This is a genomic window from Lentibacillus halodurans (genome assembly GCF_900112045.1).
GTDB lineage: Bacteria > Bacillota > Bacilli > Bacillales > Amphibacillaceae > Lentibacillus > Lentibacillus halodurans.
Window position 1 is genome coordinate 231,712 of the sequence record NZ_FOJW01000006.1, and the last position, 16,184, is coordinate 247,895.

Annotated in this window: 12 protein-coding genes and 1 pseudogene; 2 read left to right on the forward strand and 11 right to left on the reverse strand. The window is 43.3% G+C overall.

The window, feature by feature from the left end:
• The first annotated feature begins 408 nt into the window (after positions 1-408).
• On the forward strand, positions 409-2,058 hold the full coding sequence (locus BM195_RS09380) for a M4 family metallopeptidase (RefSeq protein WP_090236987.1): 1,650 nt from the start codon (positions 409-411) through the stop codon (positions 2,056-2,058).
• Between the two features lie 130 nt (positions 2,059-2,188).
• Here BM195_RS09380 and BM195_RS09385 read toward each other — a convergent pair whose 3' ends face one another.
• The 7 genes from BM195_RS09385 to rocF all read right to left on the reverse strand — a co-directional run bounded on the left by BM195_RS09385 (position 2,189) and on the right by rocF (position 10,575).
• A complete protein-coding gene (locus BM195_RS09385) occupies positions 2,189-3,979 on the reverse strand; it encodes a S9 family peptidase (protein ID WP_090236990.1) in 1,791 nt (596 codons plus the stop codon).
• 461 nt (positions 3,980-4,440) lie between these two features.
• Positions 4,441-5,790 (reverse strand): phosphoglucosamine mutase, encoded by a 1,350-nt coding sequence (gene glmM, locus BM195_RS09395; protein ID WP_090236997.1) that lies wholly within the window; start codon positions 5,788-5,790, stop codon positions 4,441-4,443.
• Between the two features lie 104 nt (positions 5,791-5,894).
• Positions 5,895-7,124, reverse strand: a complete 1,230-nt coding sequence (locus BM195_RS09400; RefSeq protein ID WP_090236999.1) for a CdaR family protein — start codon at positions 7,122-7,124, stop codon at positions 5,895-5,897.
• Positions 7,117-7,938: a diadenylate cyclase CdaA gene (gene cdaA, locus BM195_RS09405; RefSeq protein WP_090237002.1), complete on the reverse strand. Its 822-nt coding sequence runs from the start codon at positions 7,936-7,938 to the stop codon at positions 7,117-7,119. The genes BM195_RS09400 and cdaA overlap by 8 nt, the downstream gene beginning before the upstream one ends.
• A 191-nt stretch (positions 7,939-8,129) precedes the next feature.
• Entirely contained in the window at positions 8,130-8,786 is a 657-nt protein-coding gene (locus BM195_RS09410) for a zf-HC2 domain-containing protein (protein WP_090237007.1), read from the reverse strand.
• A 14-nt stretch (positions 8,787-8,800) separates the two neighbouring features.
• Positions 8,801-9,364 (reverse strand): RNA polymerase sigma factor SigW, encoded by a 564-nt coding sequence (sigW, locus tag BM195_RS09415; RefSeq protein WP_090237009.1) that lies wholly within the window; start codon positions 9,362-9,364, stop codon positions 8,801-8,803.
• Between the two features lie 308 nt (positions 9,365-9,672).
• A complete protein-coding gene (gene rocF / locus BM195_RS09420) occupies positions 9,673-10,575 on the reverse strand; it encodes an arginase (RefSeq protein ID WP_090237012.1) in 903 nt (300 codons plus the stop codon).
• Between the two features lie 244 nt (positions 10,576-10,819).
• Here rocF and BM195_RS09425 point away from each other — a divergent pair.
• Positions 10,820-11,168, forward strand: a pseudogene (locus BM195_RS09425) (ArsR/SmtB family transcription factor).
• A gap of 336 nt (positions 11,169-11,504) precedes the next feature.
• Here BM195_RS09425 and BM195_RS09430 read toward each other — a convergent pair.
• The 4 genes from BM195_RS09430 to BM195_RS09445 all read right to left on the reverse strand — a co-directional run bounded on the left by BM195_RS09430 (position 11,505) and on the right by BM195_RS09445 (position 16,082).
• Positions 11,505-12,602 carry a phosphomevalonate kinase gene (locus BM195_RS09430; RefSeq protein ID WP_090237015.1) on the reverse strand — a complete coding sequence of 366 codons (1,098 nt, stop codon included), beginning with the start codon at positions 12,600-12,602 and terminating at the stop codon, positions 11,505-11,507.
• Positions 12,603-12,614: 12 nt separating this feature from the next.
• Positions 12,615-13,592 carry a diphosphomevalonate decarboxylase gene (gene mvaD, locus BM195_RS09435; RefSeq protein ID WP_090237018.1) on the reverse strand — a complete coding sequence of 326 codons (978 nt, stop codon included), beginning with the start codon at positions 13,590-13,592 and terminating at the stop codon, positions 12,615-12,617.
• Positions 13,593-13,830: 238 nt separating this feature from the next.
• Positions 13,831-14,796, reverse strand: a complete 966-nt coding sequence (mvk, locus tag BM195_RS09440; RefSeq protein ID WP_090237020.1) for a mevalonate kinase — start codon at positions 14,794-14,796, stop codon at positions 13,831-13,833.
• A complete protein-coding gene (locus tag BM195_RS09445; protein ID WP_090237023.1) occupies positions 14,793-16,082 on the reverse strand; it encodes a hydroxymethylglutaryl-CoA reductase, degradative in 1,290 nt (429 codons plus the stop codon). Before BM195_RS09445 ends, mvk begins: the two co-directional genes overlap by 4 nt.
• Positions 16,083-16,184 lie beyond the last annotated feature (102 nt).

The following is a 16,184-nucleotide window of genomic DNA, read 5'->3' on the forward strand; positions in this document are numbered from 1 at the left end:
TTTTCATAAAGCTTTTAAATATCAGAAGGGACAATCCCATTCATGAAATGGTTAAATCGACCGAAACAGCGTTTGAAGCATGCAAGAAAAAAATGGCTGAATAGCTCCTTCTGCTATTACAATCGAAAGCGAAAAAGTGCATTCTGAAAAAATCTTTTAGAGTGCCACTTTTTTCATTCTGATTTCGATTGTAGGCGTGAAAGAATTATGCGTTCCATGTCTTTCAACGTCTATGAATTTTTCAGGACAAAAGCCCTCGGCTGATAGTATTATAAAACTTGTGTACAACTTCCAGCTAGTTTTTTGTAACCAAAAATCAGAAAATAAGAAATAGTGCGATATCCTCATGCTATTAGGAATCTATTAACTTATACTGGATTCTAACAAATCTATTAGGAGGGATTATACTTGAAGAAAAAGTATCTTGCCAGTGCTGTTCTGTCAACGGCATTCCTGATGGGATCCATTACAGTCAGTGATGCAGCTGTGATTGGTCCGTCATCAAACAGTTCAAGTGTCGCATCCGGAACAGAATGGAACGAAAATGCCAATGTTCCCATCTTTGTCAAAGAGAGATTTGCCAAAAAGCAACATGAAAGCAGCGCCGCTAACGCTCAGGATTATTTAGAGAAACATAGCAGTCAAACCGGGATTCAAAATGCAAGGGAAAATCTAAAAGTCAAAGACGTGCAGGAAGACGATTTGGGCATGACACATGTCCGCTTCGATCAAGTTAAAAATGGCGTAAAAGTGGAAGGCGCCGAAATAATCGTTCACTACAACGAAGATCGTGAACCGGTTTCCGTAAATGGTTACCATAACCCCCAAGCAGCAAAGGAAACAATTGATACAGCCCCTGAACTGACCAGCAAAAAAGCTGTCGATGCTGCCAAATCATCCGTGAATGCTCCCGAAGACATGAAATACGATCCAGAAACAGAACTTGTCATTTATCCACACGATGACCAACATTATCTCGCTTATAAAGTCAACATAACCTATCTCGGTGATCAGCCAGCTAACTGGTTCGTTATGGTAGACGCCAAAAATGGACAAGTGATTGATCAATACAATACGATAGCTGCAGTCGACGGTGACTTTCACAAAGGAGTCGGAACAGGCTATTGGGGTGACCAGCGTGAATTGCATACAACAAGGGTTACCCAGCCACGGGAAAGCACTTTATTTGTGCTCCAGGATGAGTCCCACGATGAGCTTGAAGGCATATACACCTATGATGCCGATACGGATGAACTAGTTACAAATCAGAGTTCATCTTGGAAGGCGGAAGACCTTCGTCCGGCAGTAGATGCCCATTACAATTCCGAAAAAGTCTATGATTATTATGTTGAGGAACACGACAGAAATTCACTCGATGATGAAGGAATGCCGATTATTTCCTATGTCAATTATGGCACTGATTTTAACAATGCCTTCTGGAATGGCCGCCACATGACATATGGCAATGGTGACGGTTCCTACATGGTTCCTTTATCCGCAGGGCTTGATGTGGCCGCACACGAAATGACGCACGGGGTAATCACACACTCAGCTAACCTCGTCTATCGCAACCAGCCAGGAGCCTTGAATGAATCTTTTGCTGATATATTTGGTGCACTCGTTGATGAGGAGGACTGGGAAATTGGTGAAAATATTATGGGACCGGGTGCTGAAGCCGACGGACGTGTTTCATTGCGCAGTTTAAGCGACCCAAGCAAGTATGATGTAAATGACGAATATGTCTCTTACGGCAATGGTGAAGGAAAATATCCATCTCATATGGACGAGTACTATGATCTGCCAGAAAACCTGGATAATGGCGGTGTTCATGTTAACTCATCGATTATTAACCATGCTGCTTACAAGACCGGCGAGCAGATCGGCAAAGATAAACTTGGACAAATCTATTACCGCGCTCTGACAACCTATCTGACACCGACATCAGACTTCAGTCATGCCCGTGAGGTAATCATCCAGTCAGCCACTGACATTTATGGTGAAGGTAGCGAAGAGGAACAAGCAGTAGCTGACGGATTTGATCAGGTTGGAATCTATTAAAATATGAATGTCCTCCATAATTGGATTCAGCCGAAAACAGTACAGCTCATCATGAGTTGTACTGTTTTTGCATATTGATTCTTATTGCAGCAAGTATAAAAAGAGGGCAACGATGACTCATCTCATATTGCTATCCCTGATGCTGTTCCAAAAAGTCCAGCATTCGCTTGTAAACGTTGATTTCATTTTCTTTTTTCGAAAAGCCGTGTCCTTCATCTTCCAGGACGAGATATTCGACATCGCGCCCTTTTTCCTGGAGTTTGGCGACGATGTTATCAGATTCTTCTTTAACAACACGTGGATCCTTTGCTCCCTGGATGACGAGCATCGGTTTCGTCATGCCATCCAGATAAGTGACCGGTGAATCTTTTACAAATCGCTCCCTGTCACGTTCAGGATCACCAAGCCAACGATCCATAATTGGTTTCCAATGCGGTGGAACAGAATTGACGAATGTGAATAAATCAGATGGACCGAAAATATCGACACATGCCCTGAAGTATTCCGGATGGCGTCCATGCAGCAATAAGGTCATGTAACCGCCATAGCTGCCACCAACGAGGAATAGTTTGTCGCGATCCGTTATGCCATTGTCAAACAGCCATTCAATCCCTGCCACACAATCAAAACGTGGCCCTTCTCCCCAATCCTGTTCGACCAGCTTAACAAAGGAGGAACCGTAGCCTGTACTGCCGCGGAAGTTCGGGGCAAAAATCGTATAGCCCCAATTCAGGAAGCACTGAAACATTGAACGGAATGACTTGCGCTCGGCAGCCTGTGGTCCACCATGCGGCCAGAAAATCGTATAGCCGTTATCATATTCCGGTTTTGCCTTGAACAATAGCGCTTCCATTTCCATGCCATCGAACGACTTGTAGGAAATGACGTCCGGTTCGACCATATCATCGCTCGTTACACCAAGTACCCGATTATTGGTCAGCTGCTTCCATTGCTCATCGTCTTGCGATTGGAAAATATTGTGTGGAATCGTGGCACTTCTCCCCATCACATACAGATTACCTGCTTTGGTCACTTTGATTTGTTCGATGACATCGACCGGTGATGCCAATTTTGTCAGGCTGCCCGTCTCCATGTCATAACGGTACAGAACATCAGTGACGCCATTTTCTGTGACAAGATATAATGCGTTGTTTTCTTTATTGAGCTTCAGTTGCTTAACACTTTCATGTTCAAGCGCCAATACTTCCGAAAATTCCTGTTTCGCCAGATCAAATTTTGCAACATATTGATATTCACTATCAAAATCCGTACTGAAATAAATGGTGTTATCATCAACAAAAACCGGGTCAAACGTGACATGAACTTTTTCGGGATCAGGTGTCAGATGAAACGTCTCATCTCCCATTTTGACAAATCCGGTGACAAATGTATTCGCAAATGCGCGCAAGTAGACAAATGCATGTTCATTTTCCGATACGGCTGCCAGCTCTGTTGGTGATATTTCCCCAATATTAAGCAGTGTATCCGAGTCATTTTTCAGATTGCGGACACGTGTATTCAAGAATGACGGGTTGTCTTCAGATGTCATGTAATAAACCCGTTCGCCATCATCACTCAAGTCAGTGAAAAAATACTTGTCTTGCGGATCTCCTGTTACGAGCGGCTTTGGAATTCCGCCGTCATATGGGATCGCGTAAATATGATGGTTCTCATCACCGTCCTGATCAAATCCAGCTAATATATAACGGTTTTCCGGGTCAAATTTGATAAAGCTACACGATTCATCCTGATGGGCAAACAAGTATGGATATGTATCCGGCAGATTCATGGCCCATAAGTTCATTTTGCCGTCGAGATTGGAACTGAAAACGAGCCGCTGTTCATCGGCGCTGACATCAAACCCTGTCATAACATACGTACGGAAAAATTGCTCAACAGTCGGCTTTGGAAATGTAATCATTGTATTCCCCCTTGTTTAAAGTGTTCCAATAATTTTATTTAACAAAATAATTATACCGTAAATTGAAGCCAAAAAATAGATTATACATAAAGGTTCTAATGCAAATATTATGAGGATTCTCAAATCAACAAAATATCTTTTTAATAAAACGGATAATTCATATACGACCAAAAATGATTAGATTAGAACACCATGATAAATTATTGCTTTTTCACTGGAAGCAGTGAATGCAGAAATACTGCAGAAGAGGGAGGGGAGATATCTGCAGAAGAGGGAAAATATCGCCAGAAGAGAGAAGGAATCTTGGTAATCGCAAAACTCTTTTATTTTATCGGGCAGATCATTTCAGCAGCAAAATTGGAAATTACAGTGTAGAAAAAGATCGTATCATTAAATGGAATTGCCGAATGTGTGCATGAAAAAATACTGCCCCCTTCCCGGTGAGCAGTTCGGTCAAATATCTATTCTTTCATGCCTAGCAAGTCATCAATCACGGTTGCGACTTGATCAGCGTATTTTTCACAATCCTTCTTGGTCGGTGCTTCCACCATAACCCGGACCAGTGGTTCAGTTCCGGATGGGCGTACCAGCACACGGCCTTCTCCGCCCATTTCATCCTCTACACGGTCTATCGCTTCGTTAATTTTTGGATTCGTTACAGCATTATGCTTGTCAATGACTTTCACATTTTTCAATACTTGCGGATAAATCTCCATCTCGCCGGCAAGCTCTGATAATGGTTTTTCCGTTTCTTTGATGACATTGACCAGCTGGAGAGCTGTCAGCATGCCATCACCTGTCGTATTATGATCAAGGAAAATGACGTGGCCAGATTGTTCGCCACCAAGGTTGTAGCCGCCTTTACGCATTTCTTCCATGACATAGCGGTCCCCGACTGCCGTCTTATCACTGCGCATACCGTTGTCCTCCAAGGCTTTATAAAAACCGAGGTTGCTCATGACGGTTGAAACAACCGTATTATGGCGCAGTACCCCCTTTTGGTTCATATACTTTCCGCAAATATACATGATCTGGTCGCCATCTACAATGTTGCCTTTCTCATCAACTGCTATCAGGCGATCACCGTCTCCATCAAAGGCAAGACCCAGATCAGCTTCCTTTTCCTTCACAAATTCCTGTAAAGCCTCGGGATGGGTTGATCCAACACCATCATTGATATTCAAGCCATCCGGTGAAGAACCGATGGAAACAATGTCTGCTTCCAAATCAGCAAATAGGTGTGTTGCCAGGCTTGATGTTGAGCCATGTGCACAATCCAATGCAATTCTCAGGTCTTCAAAGTCGTTATCAATCGAGTCCTTCAGGAAGGAAAGGTATTTTTGGCCACCTTCAAAATAGTCATTCACCACGCCTATATCCGCACCAGTCGGCCGAGGCAAATGATCATCGCCGTCCATCAGCTGTTCGATTTCATTTTCCTCATCATCCGACAGTTTAAATCCATCCGGGCCAAAAAATTTAATACCATTATCCTCGACTGGGTTATGCGATGCAGAAATCATGATACCCGCTTCTGCTTTTGTTGCCCGTGTCAAATAAGCAACGCCCGGTGTGGAAATGACCCCCAGCCGCATGACCTCGGCACCAATCGAAAGCAGTCCGGCTACAAGCGCTCCCTCCAGCATATATCCGGAGACACGTGTATCGCGGCCAATCAGTATCTTGGGCTTTTTTTCAGTGTCTTTTGTTAATGCATAACCGCCAAATCGGCCTAATTTGTATGCTAACTCTGATGTCAATTCCGTGTTTGCTATTCCTCGGACACCATCTGTTCCAAAATATTTTCCCATTTTGATACCTCTCCTTTTTATCCGTTTAACCATATTAATAGAGGTTGCTCAAAGTCCTTTAAATCCTTGAATACACATGAGTAAGAGCAATCATTCCGAATCTATTATCCTGATATCTCCACGGTAACTTGTTCAAATTCTCCATCTGCGTCCACATCTTCCGGAGCTTCAATCGTAATTGGAATATTATGTTCACCATCTTCCAGACCTGCTGCATCCACCAACACATTAAAATCTTCAGCTGTCAGCTCACTTACATCCTCCTGGTTTCCTGTCACCGTCATATCCATCTCCTGGCTTTCGGGCTGGACAAAAGATATGTCCTGCCCGGTATCTAGGTTTTCAACGTCAATTGGTACAGCCTCAAACGTTCTGGTTTGTTCCAGCTCAAGTGTGACTTCAATCGTATCTGTATCGGGTATACTTGCGCCGTCAGGGAGCGCCAGCCCGACATCAATTGTTCCTGACTCCGTTATGTCCGCTAATTCAATCTCCTCCGTTGAAACTTCTTCTATATCCTGTAAAACATCATTTGTTGCAAAAACTTCTACCTCATCCAAATTGGCAGATATGGAGGATAGTGAATAGCCGTCCGAAAGTTCACCCGTAGTCTGTACATTTACCGGTACGCTTTTGCTTGGATTGTCAATATCAACCGAAACATTGACACTTTCCGGTTCAACCCGGACATTCAGCTCATTCCCACTGGCATCATAAGCATTTACCGGTACCTCCCTGTTGTCGATAGGCTCTGTTATACCTGCCACATCGACAAACACTTTGACGATCGCAATTTGCTCAATCACTTCTGTTGAACTGGTAATCGTAACTTGTCCAGGATCTGTCTCTGTCTGGCCAATTTCATAACCTTCCGGAAGCTGGTCGGTATTGATAAAGTCAACGGCAACATCAAACTGTTCTGATGAACGTTCTTCAATTGTCACCTCAATTGTTTTAGGTTCAATGTACACATTCAGCTCCTCAGGAACACCAGTATGCTGAAGTGTTACAGAATGTGTCCCTTCCTCCAACCCCTCAAGGTCAACAAATATGTCAAAATTTTGCTGACGGGCTGTTGCTGTCACCGTACCTGTTGTGCCCTCAAGCGTCACACTGGCAACTTCAGGCACACCACTTACCACATAATTTTCTTCATCTATCCGAATGTTGACAGGTACATTATCGACTGTCTGAACGTCAGCACCTGTGTTTGGCAAAAGCCGTGAATCATTCTGGTACTGATCGATCTCGACCTGAACAAACACATATAAGGCAATAGCAAAAGCTAACGAAATAGCACGGACAAACCATGGACTCTTAAACCAATTATCCATTATTTTTCCCCCTCTGATTTCGTGACTTGGATTCAGAGGCTCTCATGGATGGAGACAGTGTTTCACGCAAATATTTGCGTAATCCCTCCTGATCGAGATCCCGTTTTAATTCCCCGTTTTTCGTAGCAGAAATACTTCCGGTTTCCTCGGATACGACGATTGTAATGGCATCGGTAACCTCGCTTATTCCCATTGCCGCCCGATGCCTTGTACCCAGTTCTTTTGAAATGAATGGACTTTCGGATAACGGCAAATAACAGGCAGCTGCAGAAATTTCTTCATCTTTTATGATAACTGCACCATCATGCAGTGGTGTATTCGGGGTAAATATATTCGTCAGCAATTGGTGTGTGAGCCGTCCATTAATGGGGATGCCAGTCTCGGCATAATCACCAATGCCCGTTTCTCGTTCAATGGAGATCAGTGCACCAATGCGGCGCTTAGCCATGTACTGACAGGATTGGGCAATTGCTTCGATTTTTTGTTGCAGTATTTCCTCTTCGGATCTCGACCCTCTTGCAAAAAGATTTCCGCGGCCAAGTTGTTCCAATGCTCTTCTTAATTCAGGCTGGAATAAGATAATAATGACAACGAAACCCCAGTTAATCACCTGATTGGTCAAATATTGAATCGTATGTAATTCAAACACAATGCTGAATGCCCAAACGAGCAGTACAACAACAATTCCCTTTAACAGCTGAATGGCCTTCGTACCCCTGATCAGCATCATTAATTTATATAAAACATACCAGACGAGAGCGATATCTACGCCGATTCTTAACAATTCCAAAAGGTCAAATCCCCCATCAAGCATGTTCACACTTCCTTCCGTACATGGGCTCATCTGCTTAATATGTAATATCGTTCTCATTATACCATATTATTGATGGTATCAACTATATTTATAACGTCTTAAACCATCATTTATGGAAGACCTTATCAGTAATTCCCGCATAAACAAAAAAACCCAGATAAACTCCAGGTTTTTTGTTTATCATATGCCGATCAGTTTTTTAACTGGATCTGTCCAAGGGTAAAGATGCTTTCGGCCAGATCTTTCAAATGGAACCAAATCCACTCAAACACCTGATCCACCTGATACAGTTCCCCGTTTATTTCACCGGTTGAGGCCATGAGTTCTGACCCTTCCATTGTCTCATCACCAATCAGTTCACCATTGATGAGCCTGACATTTCCGTCGACTGTTCCATCTATTCGTAAATTGCCATTTTTGACGACCAGATCCCCCGACACGGTCACACCTTCCGGAACAATAACAGTATCCCCGCGGATTTCCAGGTTCTCCTGTTTCGAAACAACCAGTTCACTATTTTGATTCCACGTTGAAAACACCCCGCCGAACATAAAAATAAAGAAAATCGCGGCTGATACTAGAAGCGGATGTGCCTTAAACCAGCGCATATATTTAACACTTTTCTTTTCGGCAGGCAGATTTTGCATGACGTTTTGCGTGAAATTATCGGGCGCACTGATTTGACCGGTGCTTTGAACGAGTGTAATCGTACGCTTCAATTCATGGAAATGTTTTTGACATGCCTCACATTCCTCCAGATGAACACGTAATTTAGTCTCCTCTTCCTTTAAGAGTTCACCATCTAAATATTTATGCATAAGCTGTATGGCTTCTTTGTTGCAATTCATGAGATCACACTCCTTTACACGTGACGAAGCTTTTTGCGTAAAGCCTCGCGCCCCCGGTGGATTCGGGTTTTTACCGTACCAAGCGGGATATCCAGAATCTCACTTATTTCCTGCAGTGAAAACTCCTCTAAATATCTTAAAATGATAACACTTCGATATTTTGGCGGAAGTCCGGAAATCTCCTGTGAAATATATTCTTGAAGTTCCAGGCCTTGTACCTCTTCCTCGGGCAGCCGATTATCAGCAGCGAGCTGTGAATACATATCCAGGCCATCCGTACCTTTAATTTCGGCATCAAGATAGTAGTCCGGTTTTCGCTTCCGTATCCGATCAATCGTCAAGTTGGTTGCAATCCGATACAGCCACGTCGAGAATTTACGTTTATCATCAAATGAATGAATGTTGACATATGCGCGAATGAACGTTTCCTGGCCAATGTCCTCTGCTTCATGCGCATTGCCTAGCATCCGGTAGCAATGCTGATAAATTTTATGCTGATAAAAGGATACAACATCTTCATAAGCTGTCTGATCCCCGCGTTTAACCTGTTTGATTTTCTCCTTGATCATCGAGTCCATCGTTTTACCTCCGCTTACCATGCGGTATTAACCTTACGAACTCATCCCATGTAAGGTTTCAAAATTTTATATCTAAAATGAAATGCTGTCCCATTATGATCCAATTGGGTATTTTCATAATACAATTATACTAGAATAGGGGAAGTTTTTGGGGGTAATTATTCATATGGTTAGAAAAAATGTTAGTCCCATCGTGACATGCTTGCATATCGTGATGAAGCATTAAAAAGACATCCAAAAAAATAAAGTGGATGTCTTTTTTGGCAACTTAGGGGCACGGCCAGGTCTGGCGACAGTTTTACTGCCTGCTATTTCAACTTTTCGCCGAATAATGATCCGATCAACCCGACGGCCATTGTTGCTGTTTTATTTTTATCATCAAGAATTGGATTCACTTCAACAAATTCAGCTGACGTTAAAATATCTGCTTCTGACAGCATTTCCATGGCCAGATGACTTTCACGGTAAGAAAGTCCACCAATGACTGGCGTGCCAACACCAGGGGCTTCTTCAGGATCCAAGCCATCCAAATCAAGACTTAAATGAACGCCATCTGTCTGTTCTTTCAGGTAATCAATTGTTTCTGCCATCACTCGTGACATCCCCAGCCGGTCGATTTCATGCATGGAGTACACGGTGATCCCCTTTTCCCGGATCAGTTCCTTTTCTCCCGGGTCAAGTGATCGGGCTCCAACAATGACAATATTTTCAGGTTTGATTTTGGGTGTATAGTCCAATATATTGGCAAGTCTTTCGTGACCAATACCAAGGTTTACTGCAAGCGGCATCCCATGTATATTGCCAGATGGTGATGTCTCCCCGGAATTCAGATCGCCATGCGCATCATACCAGATAACTCCCAGGTTATCGTAATGTTTCGCGATGCCTGCCAGGCTGCCGATTGCTATACTGTGATCACCGCCCAAAACTAGCGGGAAACGATCTTTGCCTATTTGCTCATCTACCCATTCTGCAAGCTGTCGATTGCTGTCTGATACTTGCTGCAGGTTGCGCAAATTCCCATCCTGCACATGATCTTTTTCGTCCGGACGCGAAACCGGCACATCCCCCAAATCATTAATGTTATATTTCAGATTTTCCAACCTTTCTGTCACACCTGCATAACGAATGGCACTTGGACCCATGTCAACCCCGCGGCGGTTTTGACCCAGATCCATGGGTACGCCAATAATAGACATATTTTTTTGCATAGAATAGCCTCCTCTGTCTTCTATTGTAGTCAAAAAGTGAACGATGACTCAACTCGACATGAAGATGCATATATATACATATTTCAGAGATTGACAGACATTAATGGAGCATTATCAGGTGAATTGACTCCCCATTTCGATTTCCATTGTTCATTAAAAGCAATATTGCCGAACAGTATGACGGTGTTCATTTCGCCACCCCCATTAAATCAAATAATTTGATTAATATGAGAGGTGAATAAACATGTGTTCAGCAACAGCTGACTTACAAGATACTTTTAAACATTACGAAAAGACCTTTAAAGCGTTAGCAGATGAAAAAAGATTGCAATTACTTAATCTGTTAGCTAGTTCTCCTAACAATTGTGTCTGTGATTTGGCAGAAGAAATGGGAATGGCTCAATCCAAGCTTTCCTATCATCTGAAAATACTGTTACAGGCAAATTTGATTATTCAAGATAAAAGGGGAACCTGGAGTTATTATTCCTTAAATCATCAAGAAATAATATAGTGTTTTGTCGGAGGAGCTTTGCTGCTTATTTCGCAAAGGCAATGAACAAACAACAGATGAAAGTTATTCTTGCCCCAAATAAGTTTCAAATACTGAGAACCTTTATCAAATCTTCCACAAATCAAGGCAAATGTAATTTACAATGCGGAAGTATTAGACATAACTAAGAAGAATATCGATAAAATGAAATCTCTTTCACGTAATCAACTACCCTTCGTACTATATGTGCGCGTAAACGGGTCCGTTGAAAAAATAAAATCTAAAGCAATTATTGATGCTTCTGGTACTTGGAACAATCCGAACCCTCCATTTGCAGAGGCATTTGGAAATCTGAGAAACTAATGAGCGTAAACATAGCCTTTACTTTACTGAACGAAATAAAAAGCAGGGCATGTTTCCATTCTGTGACATGACCTGTTTATATTACTATTGCTCCAGCTTCATTTGACATGATATCCAATGTTTGAATACCTGCTTCTTTCCAGGCTTCCATCAGATGTTCAGCTTGCTCTTTTGATGGCAAAAAGGCAATCCCGCAGTCGCCGCCGCCAGCACCTGATGGTTTTCCGGCTCCGCCATGCTCTTCGGCAAGATCACACAATGTTTTCAGAAGAGGGGTTTCAATTTCCGCACCAGCGTTTTTCCCTACTTCGGCCAACGCGTGCCGATTTTTCCTTATCCCTTCAAAAATCAGTGAAGAATTTTCATACCTCATCCCATTTAAAAACGTGTGTACCGCTTCTTCGCTGTTAGTCAGAAACTGCTGATACAAAGTAGAATCAGTCTTATTCAACGCGGAAATTTTTTCAACTAATTTAGGTGTAGAAGCAGGTGAGCCGGTCCACCCGATACACATGTATATATGATCCGGGAGTTTTAGTGGATCGGCAGAAAAATAACGCCAGTCTGTATTTACAAGCTCCGTGATACTGTCAGCTGTCAAATATGCTTCTTTCAGCCAGTCCGCCTGAAATGATGCATACTCGAGCCATCCGCCATAGGAAGAAGCAGCAACATCAGCACCTGACCCGCTCCCTTGTGTCTTCACATGGGCGATAGCGGCCAGTTTGAAAATCAACGAATCAGACGGTTTTTCTGGAAGAAATTGATGCAGCATAGCCGCTACTACAGACGTAACAACCGCAGCACTTGAACCCAAACCATATTTCCTGCCTGACACATCATCCAGTTCACTGCGGATAGCAAGGTGAAAAGGGGACGGTGTCAGATGATTTTCGCCTAAATATCGATAGACAGTGGTCATCGCTTCTTCCACAAACTGCACGCGTTTGTCATTCGTTTTGATATGGACAGTATTTGATTCATATTGCCATTCCATATCATTCAGATCAAACGATTCCAGTGAAAGACGATTTTCCCTGCCTTCACAGATGGTTGCAAAAACAAATCGGTTAACCGCCGTCACAACTAATTTCTGATATTTTTCAAGTACCGCAAACTCACCTGCAATCATTAATTTGCCAGGGACTTGTACTGTTAATGATGAATCAGGCAATATATTCAACTCCTAAATGTAGGATACGCCTTGACCGGGACGGCTTACCGTAACATCATGAACACCGGGTATTCCAAGAAGTGTGCTCCGGATCGTCTCCTCTTGTTCAGGCAAATATAGAACTTTCACATTTGGTCCGGCGTCGATCGTAAAAAAGACTGGTACACCAGCTTCCCGTAAATCCTGAACAGCTTCCATGATCGAAAAAGTGGTGCTTTGCCAGTAGCTAAATGGCGGGCTTGCTGCCAATGTTGTCGCATGCATTCTGAGACAGTTTGCTTCAGCTATTACGCCTACTTTTTCAAAATCTTTATGGGCAATGCCATCTTTTATGGCCGCCAGATCATCCGGAATACTATCCACCCAGGCGGGATAATAAGAAGATGTTTCAACCGTTCGCCTCATGCCTTCCCTGCTTAATACTTTCTTCTCGGCCGAGGATAAAATAACGGCTGCAACCCTGATATCCCAATGATCTGCAGGTGCGATCGGAACAGCATATGAGTCTGAACCATCAGCCTTTATGCCCTTCTCCCATTCGACAAAACCGCCATAAATCGACCGGCAGGCAGATCCGGACCCATGCCTTGTCATGATGGACAGTTGCTGTTCATTGACTGGTAAATCGATCGCCTTAGCCGTAGCCGCAGCCAAAGCAGCGAACCCAGACGCCGATGATGCGAATCCGGCTGCTGTCGGGACATGGTTGGTTGAATGAATTTCGGCAAAAGCATCCGGTCTCCCTGCCGCCTGTCGAATACGATCAAGAAATGCGGTAACCCGCCTATATTCTGCTCCTTCAACCAAACGGTCATTCAAGTAAAAACGATCCGCTGTCAAGTTTTCCTGAAATTCGACGGCCGTTGTTGTGTAAAAGCCATCCAATGTTAAGGACAGGCTGTTGTTCATTGGAAGGATTAACGATTCATCACGTTTTCCCCAATATTTAATAAGGGCAATATTTGTATGGGCTTTTGCTGCAGCTTTCATATGACACCCCTTGACTTCGCGGAAGTTATTTAGAAAACCTCGAAGCTCGTATCGCCTTAAAGTGAGTACGAACTTTTTCTTGTAAGCCACCCATCAATTATAAGCTCGGCATCGCCTTCCCTTATAGCAGGTGCACTTATAAAGTCAACCATACGTTACATTCCAGACGTTACAAAAAATGAGGTAAAATGACATTTAAGTCTGCGAGTCATTTTACCTTTATTATATACACATTTCGTTAGTCTGTTTTCCTTTTCAATGAGAAGGACCATACAGCGTGTGCACCAATTCTTCGTAACTTTTCACACAGCTGTTTGGAATGCATCTCATTTTGGGCGAGCGCGATGACACAGCCACCGTTACCCCCGCCAGTCAGTTTAGCACCCAAGGCACCTTCCTGCCGGGCAAAATAAATTAGCCTGTTCAACCCTGCATCACTGACACCAAGTGCTTCCAATTCCTTTTGTGCCTCATTCAGCAGTTGACCCAGCAAATGTTTACTCGCCGTTTCCAGTGCATTTCTGGCACGATGCGTTATTTCGCCAAGCCGGTCCAATTTGGACTGTATTCTTTTTGGCGCAGATCTTATCAATTTCGTCACCGATTCAACAGCCAAACGTGTATCACCCATTCTGCCGGAATCTGCAACAATAAAATGAAAGTCACCTTCAGGCTCAATCAGGTCAATTGGTTCTTCTTTCTTATACCAAATCGGAAGCTCGGACGTGATGGTCAGTGTATCGATTCCGCTTGGTTCCCCGTGGGCATGCTTTTCTGAAATGTCCGCAAGCTTCAATATATCTTCCATTTTATAATTCTCTTCAGCATATGAAAAAAGCGCACGAATGACCGCAATAGCAACTGAGGCACTTGATCCCAGTCCTTTTCCCGGTGGTATGGATGATTTAATCCGGATCAACAGATCTTCACATGGCATATCAAGGTGTTCCAATGTAGCCTCAATACAAGAGGTCAGTCCGTTTAACGATTCAGGTGCTGCGTCAATTGGTCCATGATAAAACGTGCTGTCAATCTTCACGGAACCTGGAACATAATCGATAACCGCCTCCACCCCTACTAACGGAAAAGGGAGTGAAATGGCAGGCTGTCCGTGTACAACGGCATGTTCTCCGATTAGAATCAACTTGCTATGAGCTACACCGATAGCTGTTTGTACTGACGTTGTTGCCTTTTCTACATTCATTTTTTATATTCTTCCACCAATTCTTTTGCTTTTCCGACACGGATTTCTTTTTCTTCAATTAACCGTTGTGAAATCATATCAATCATCTCCCCTGTAGCTCCTGCTGCAATGGCAACAGAACGAGAATGTAATGCCATGTGTCCCTTCTGGATTCCATCTGTTGCTAACGCTTTTAAAGCACCAAGATTTTGCGCAAGCCCAACAGCTACAATGACTTGACCAAGCTCCTGTGCAGAGTTTACATTTAACATTTTGTGGGCAAGTTTCGCGATCGGATGAACATTGATGGAACCACCTACCGTCCCGACCGACATCGGCAATTCCAATTCACCGATCAAGTTTCCCTGCTCGTCCCTGGACCAGGTTGTCATGGATGTGTACATGCCTTCACGTGCAGCATGAGCATGAGCACCAGCCTCTACCGCACGCCAGTCATTTCCAGTCGCAATCACAACCGGGTCGATACCATTCATAATCCCCTTATTATGGGTCACAGCACGGTACGGATCAGATGCCGCAAATTCGTAAGCATGGATCACCCCGTCACGCACTTGTTCACCGGAAAAATCACCTGTCTGCAGCAAATCCGGTGGAATAACACATCGCGCACGTGCCAGACAACGATCAGGATAATTGGAAAGAATGCGCAAATATACTTTTCCGCCAGTCAATTCCTCGATGACAGGAGCCAGTGATTCCGCCATTGTATTGATAATGTTGGCACCCATGGCATCACATGTATCGACGTAAAGATGAATGATAAGCATTTGTCCGTATTTGGCGTCCGATGCTTCATTTAAGATCCTGACTTCCAGATCCTCAGCTCCGCCACCTCTGTTCACTAAACTGGGGTATGCATTATTTGCGGCGTCAATCAACGTATCTTTTTCCTGTAAAACTGCTTCTTTTACTGCGTAAAAATCAGAGCAGCCGACAACCTGTATTTGACCAGTCATGACACGACCAGTTGTTTCAGTTGTGAATCCGCCAGCATTCCTGACAATTTTTGCAATATGACTTGCTGAAGCCACGACAGACGGCTCCTCGATTGCCATTGGTATACAATAGTCCTTCCCGTTTATCTGGAAATTCAATCCCAACCCTAAAGGGAGCGGAAACGTTCCAATCACATTTTCTATCATGTTATCAGCTGTATCTGTTGGCAGCGGTTCTTTTGAAAATAAATATTCCGTATCGTCATCGGTAAACATGTCCATTGTGGTAAGCAATTGCCTGCGTTCTTCAACCGTCATATTATAAAAGCCAGGAATTCTGGAAGTTTCCATACCAATTCATCCTTTTATAATCATTATGAATATGTGAATGTCACTGTAATTGATAATAAATTTACTGTTTCTATTATGTAAAAAAACAGGATAAAATGCAAA

What these genes read in the sequence shown, in the direction of transcription:
- BM195_RS09385 (WP_090236990.1), bottom strand. Translation starts at nt 3,979, where the DNA reads ATGATTACATTTCCAAAGCCGACTGTTGAGCAATTTTTCCGTACGTAT.
- glmM (WP_090236997.1), bottom strand. Translation starts at nt 5,790, where the DNA reads ATGGGAAAATATTTTGGAACAGATGGTGTCCGAGGAATAGCAAACACG.
- BM195_RS09400 (WP_090236999.1), bottom strand. Translation starts at nt 7,124, where the DNA reads ATGGATAATTGGTTTAAGAGTCCATGGTTTGTCCGTGCTATTTCGTTA.
- cdaA (WP_090237002.1), bottom strand. Translation starts at nt 7,938, where the DNA reads ATGCTTGATGGGGGATTTGACCTTTTGGAATTGTTAAGAATCGGCGTA.
- BM195_RS09410 (WP_090237007.1), bottom strand. Translation starts at nt 8,786, where the DNA reads ATGAATTGCAACAAAGAAGCCATACAGCTTATGCATAAATATTTAGAT.
- sigW (WP_090237009.1), bottom strand. Translation starts at nt 9,364, where the DNA reads ATGGACTCGATGATCAAGGAGAAAATCAAACAGGTTAAACGCGGGGAT.
- rocF (WP_090237012.1), bottom strand. Translation starts at nt 10,575, where the DNA reads ATGCAAAAAAATATGTCTATTATTGGCGTACCCATGGATCTGGGTCAA.
- mvaD (WP_090237018.1), bottom strand. Translation starts at nt 13,592, where the DNA reads ATGAAAGCTGCAGCAAAAGCCCATACAAATATTGCCCTTATTAAATAT.
- mvk (WP_090237020.1), bottom strand. Translation starts at nt 14,796, where the DNA reads ATGAATGTAGAAAAGGCAACAACGTCAGTACAAACAGCTATCGGTGTA.
- BM195_RS09445 (WP_090237023.1), bottom strand. Translation starts at nt 16,082, where the DNA reads ATGGAAACTTCCAGAATTCCTGGCTTTTATAATATGACGGTTGAAGAA.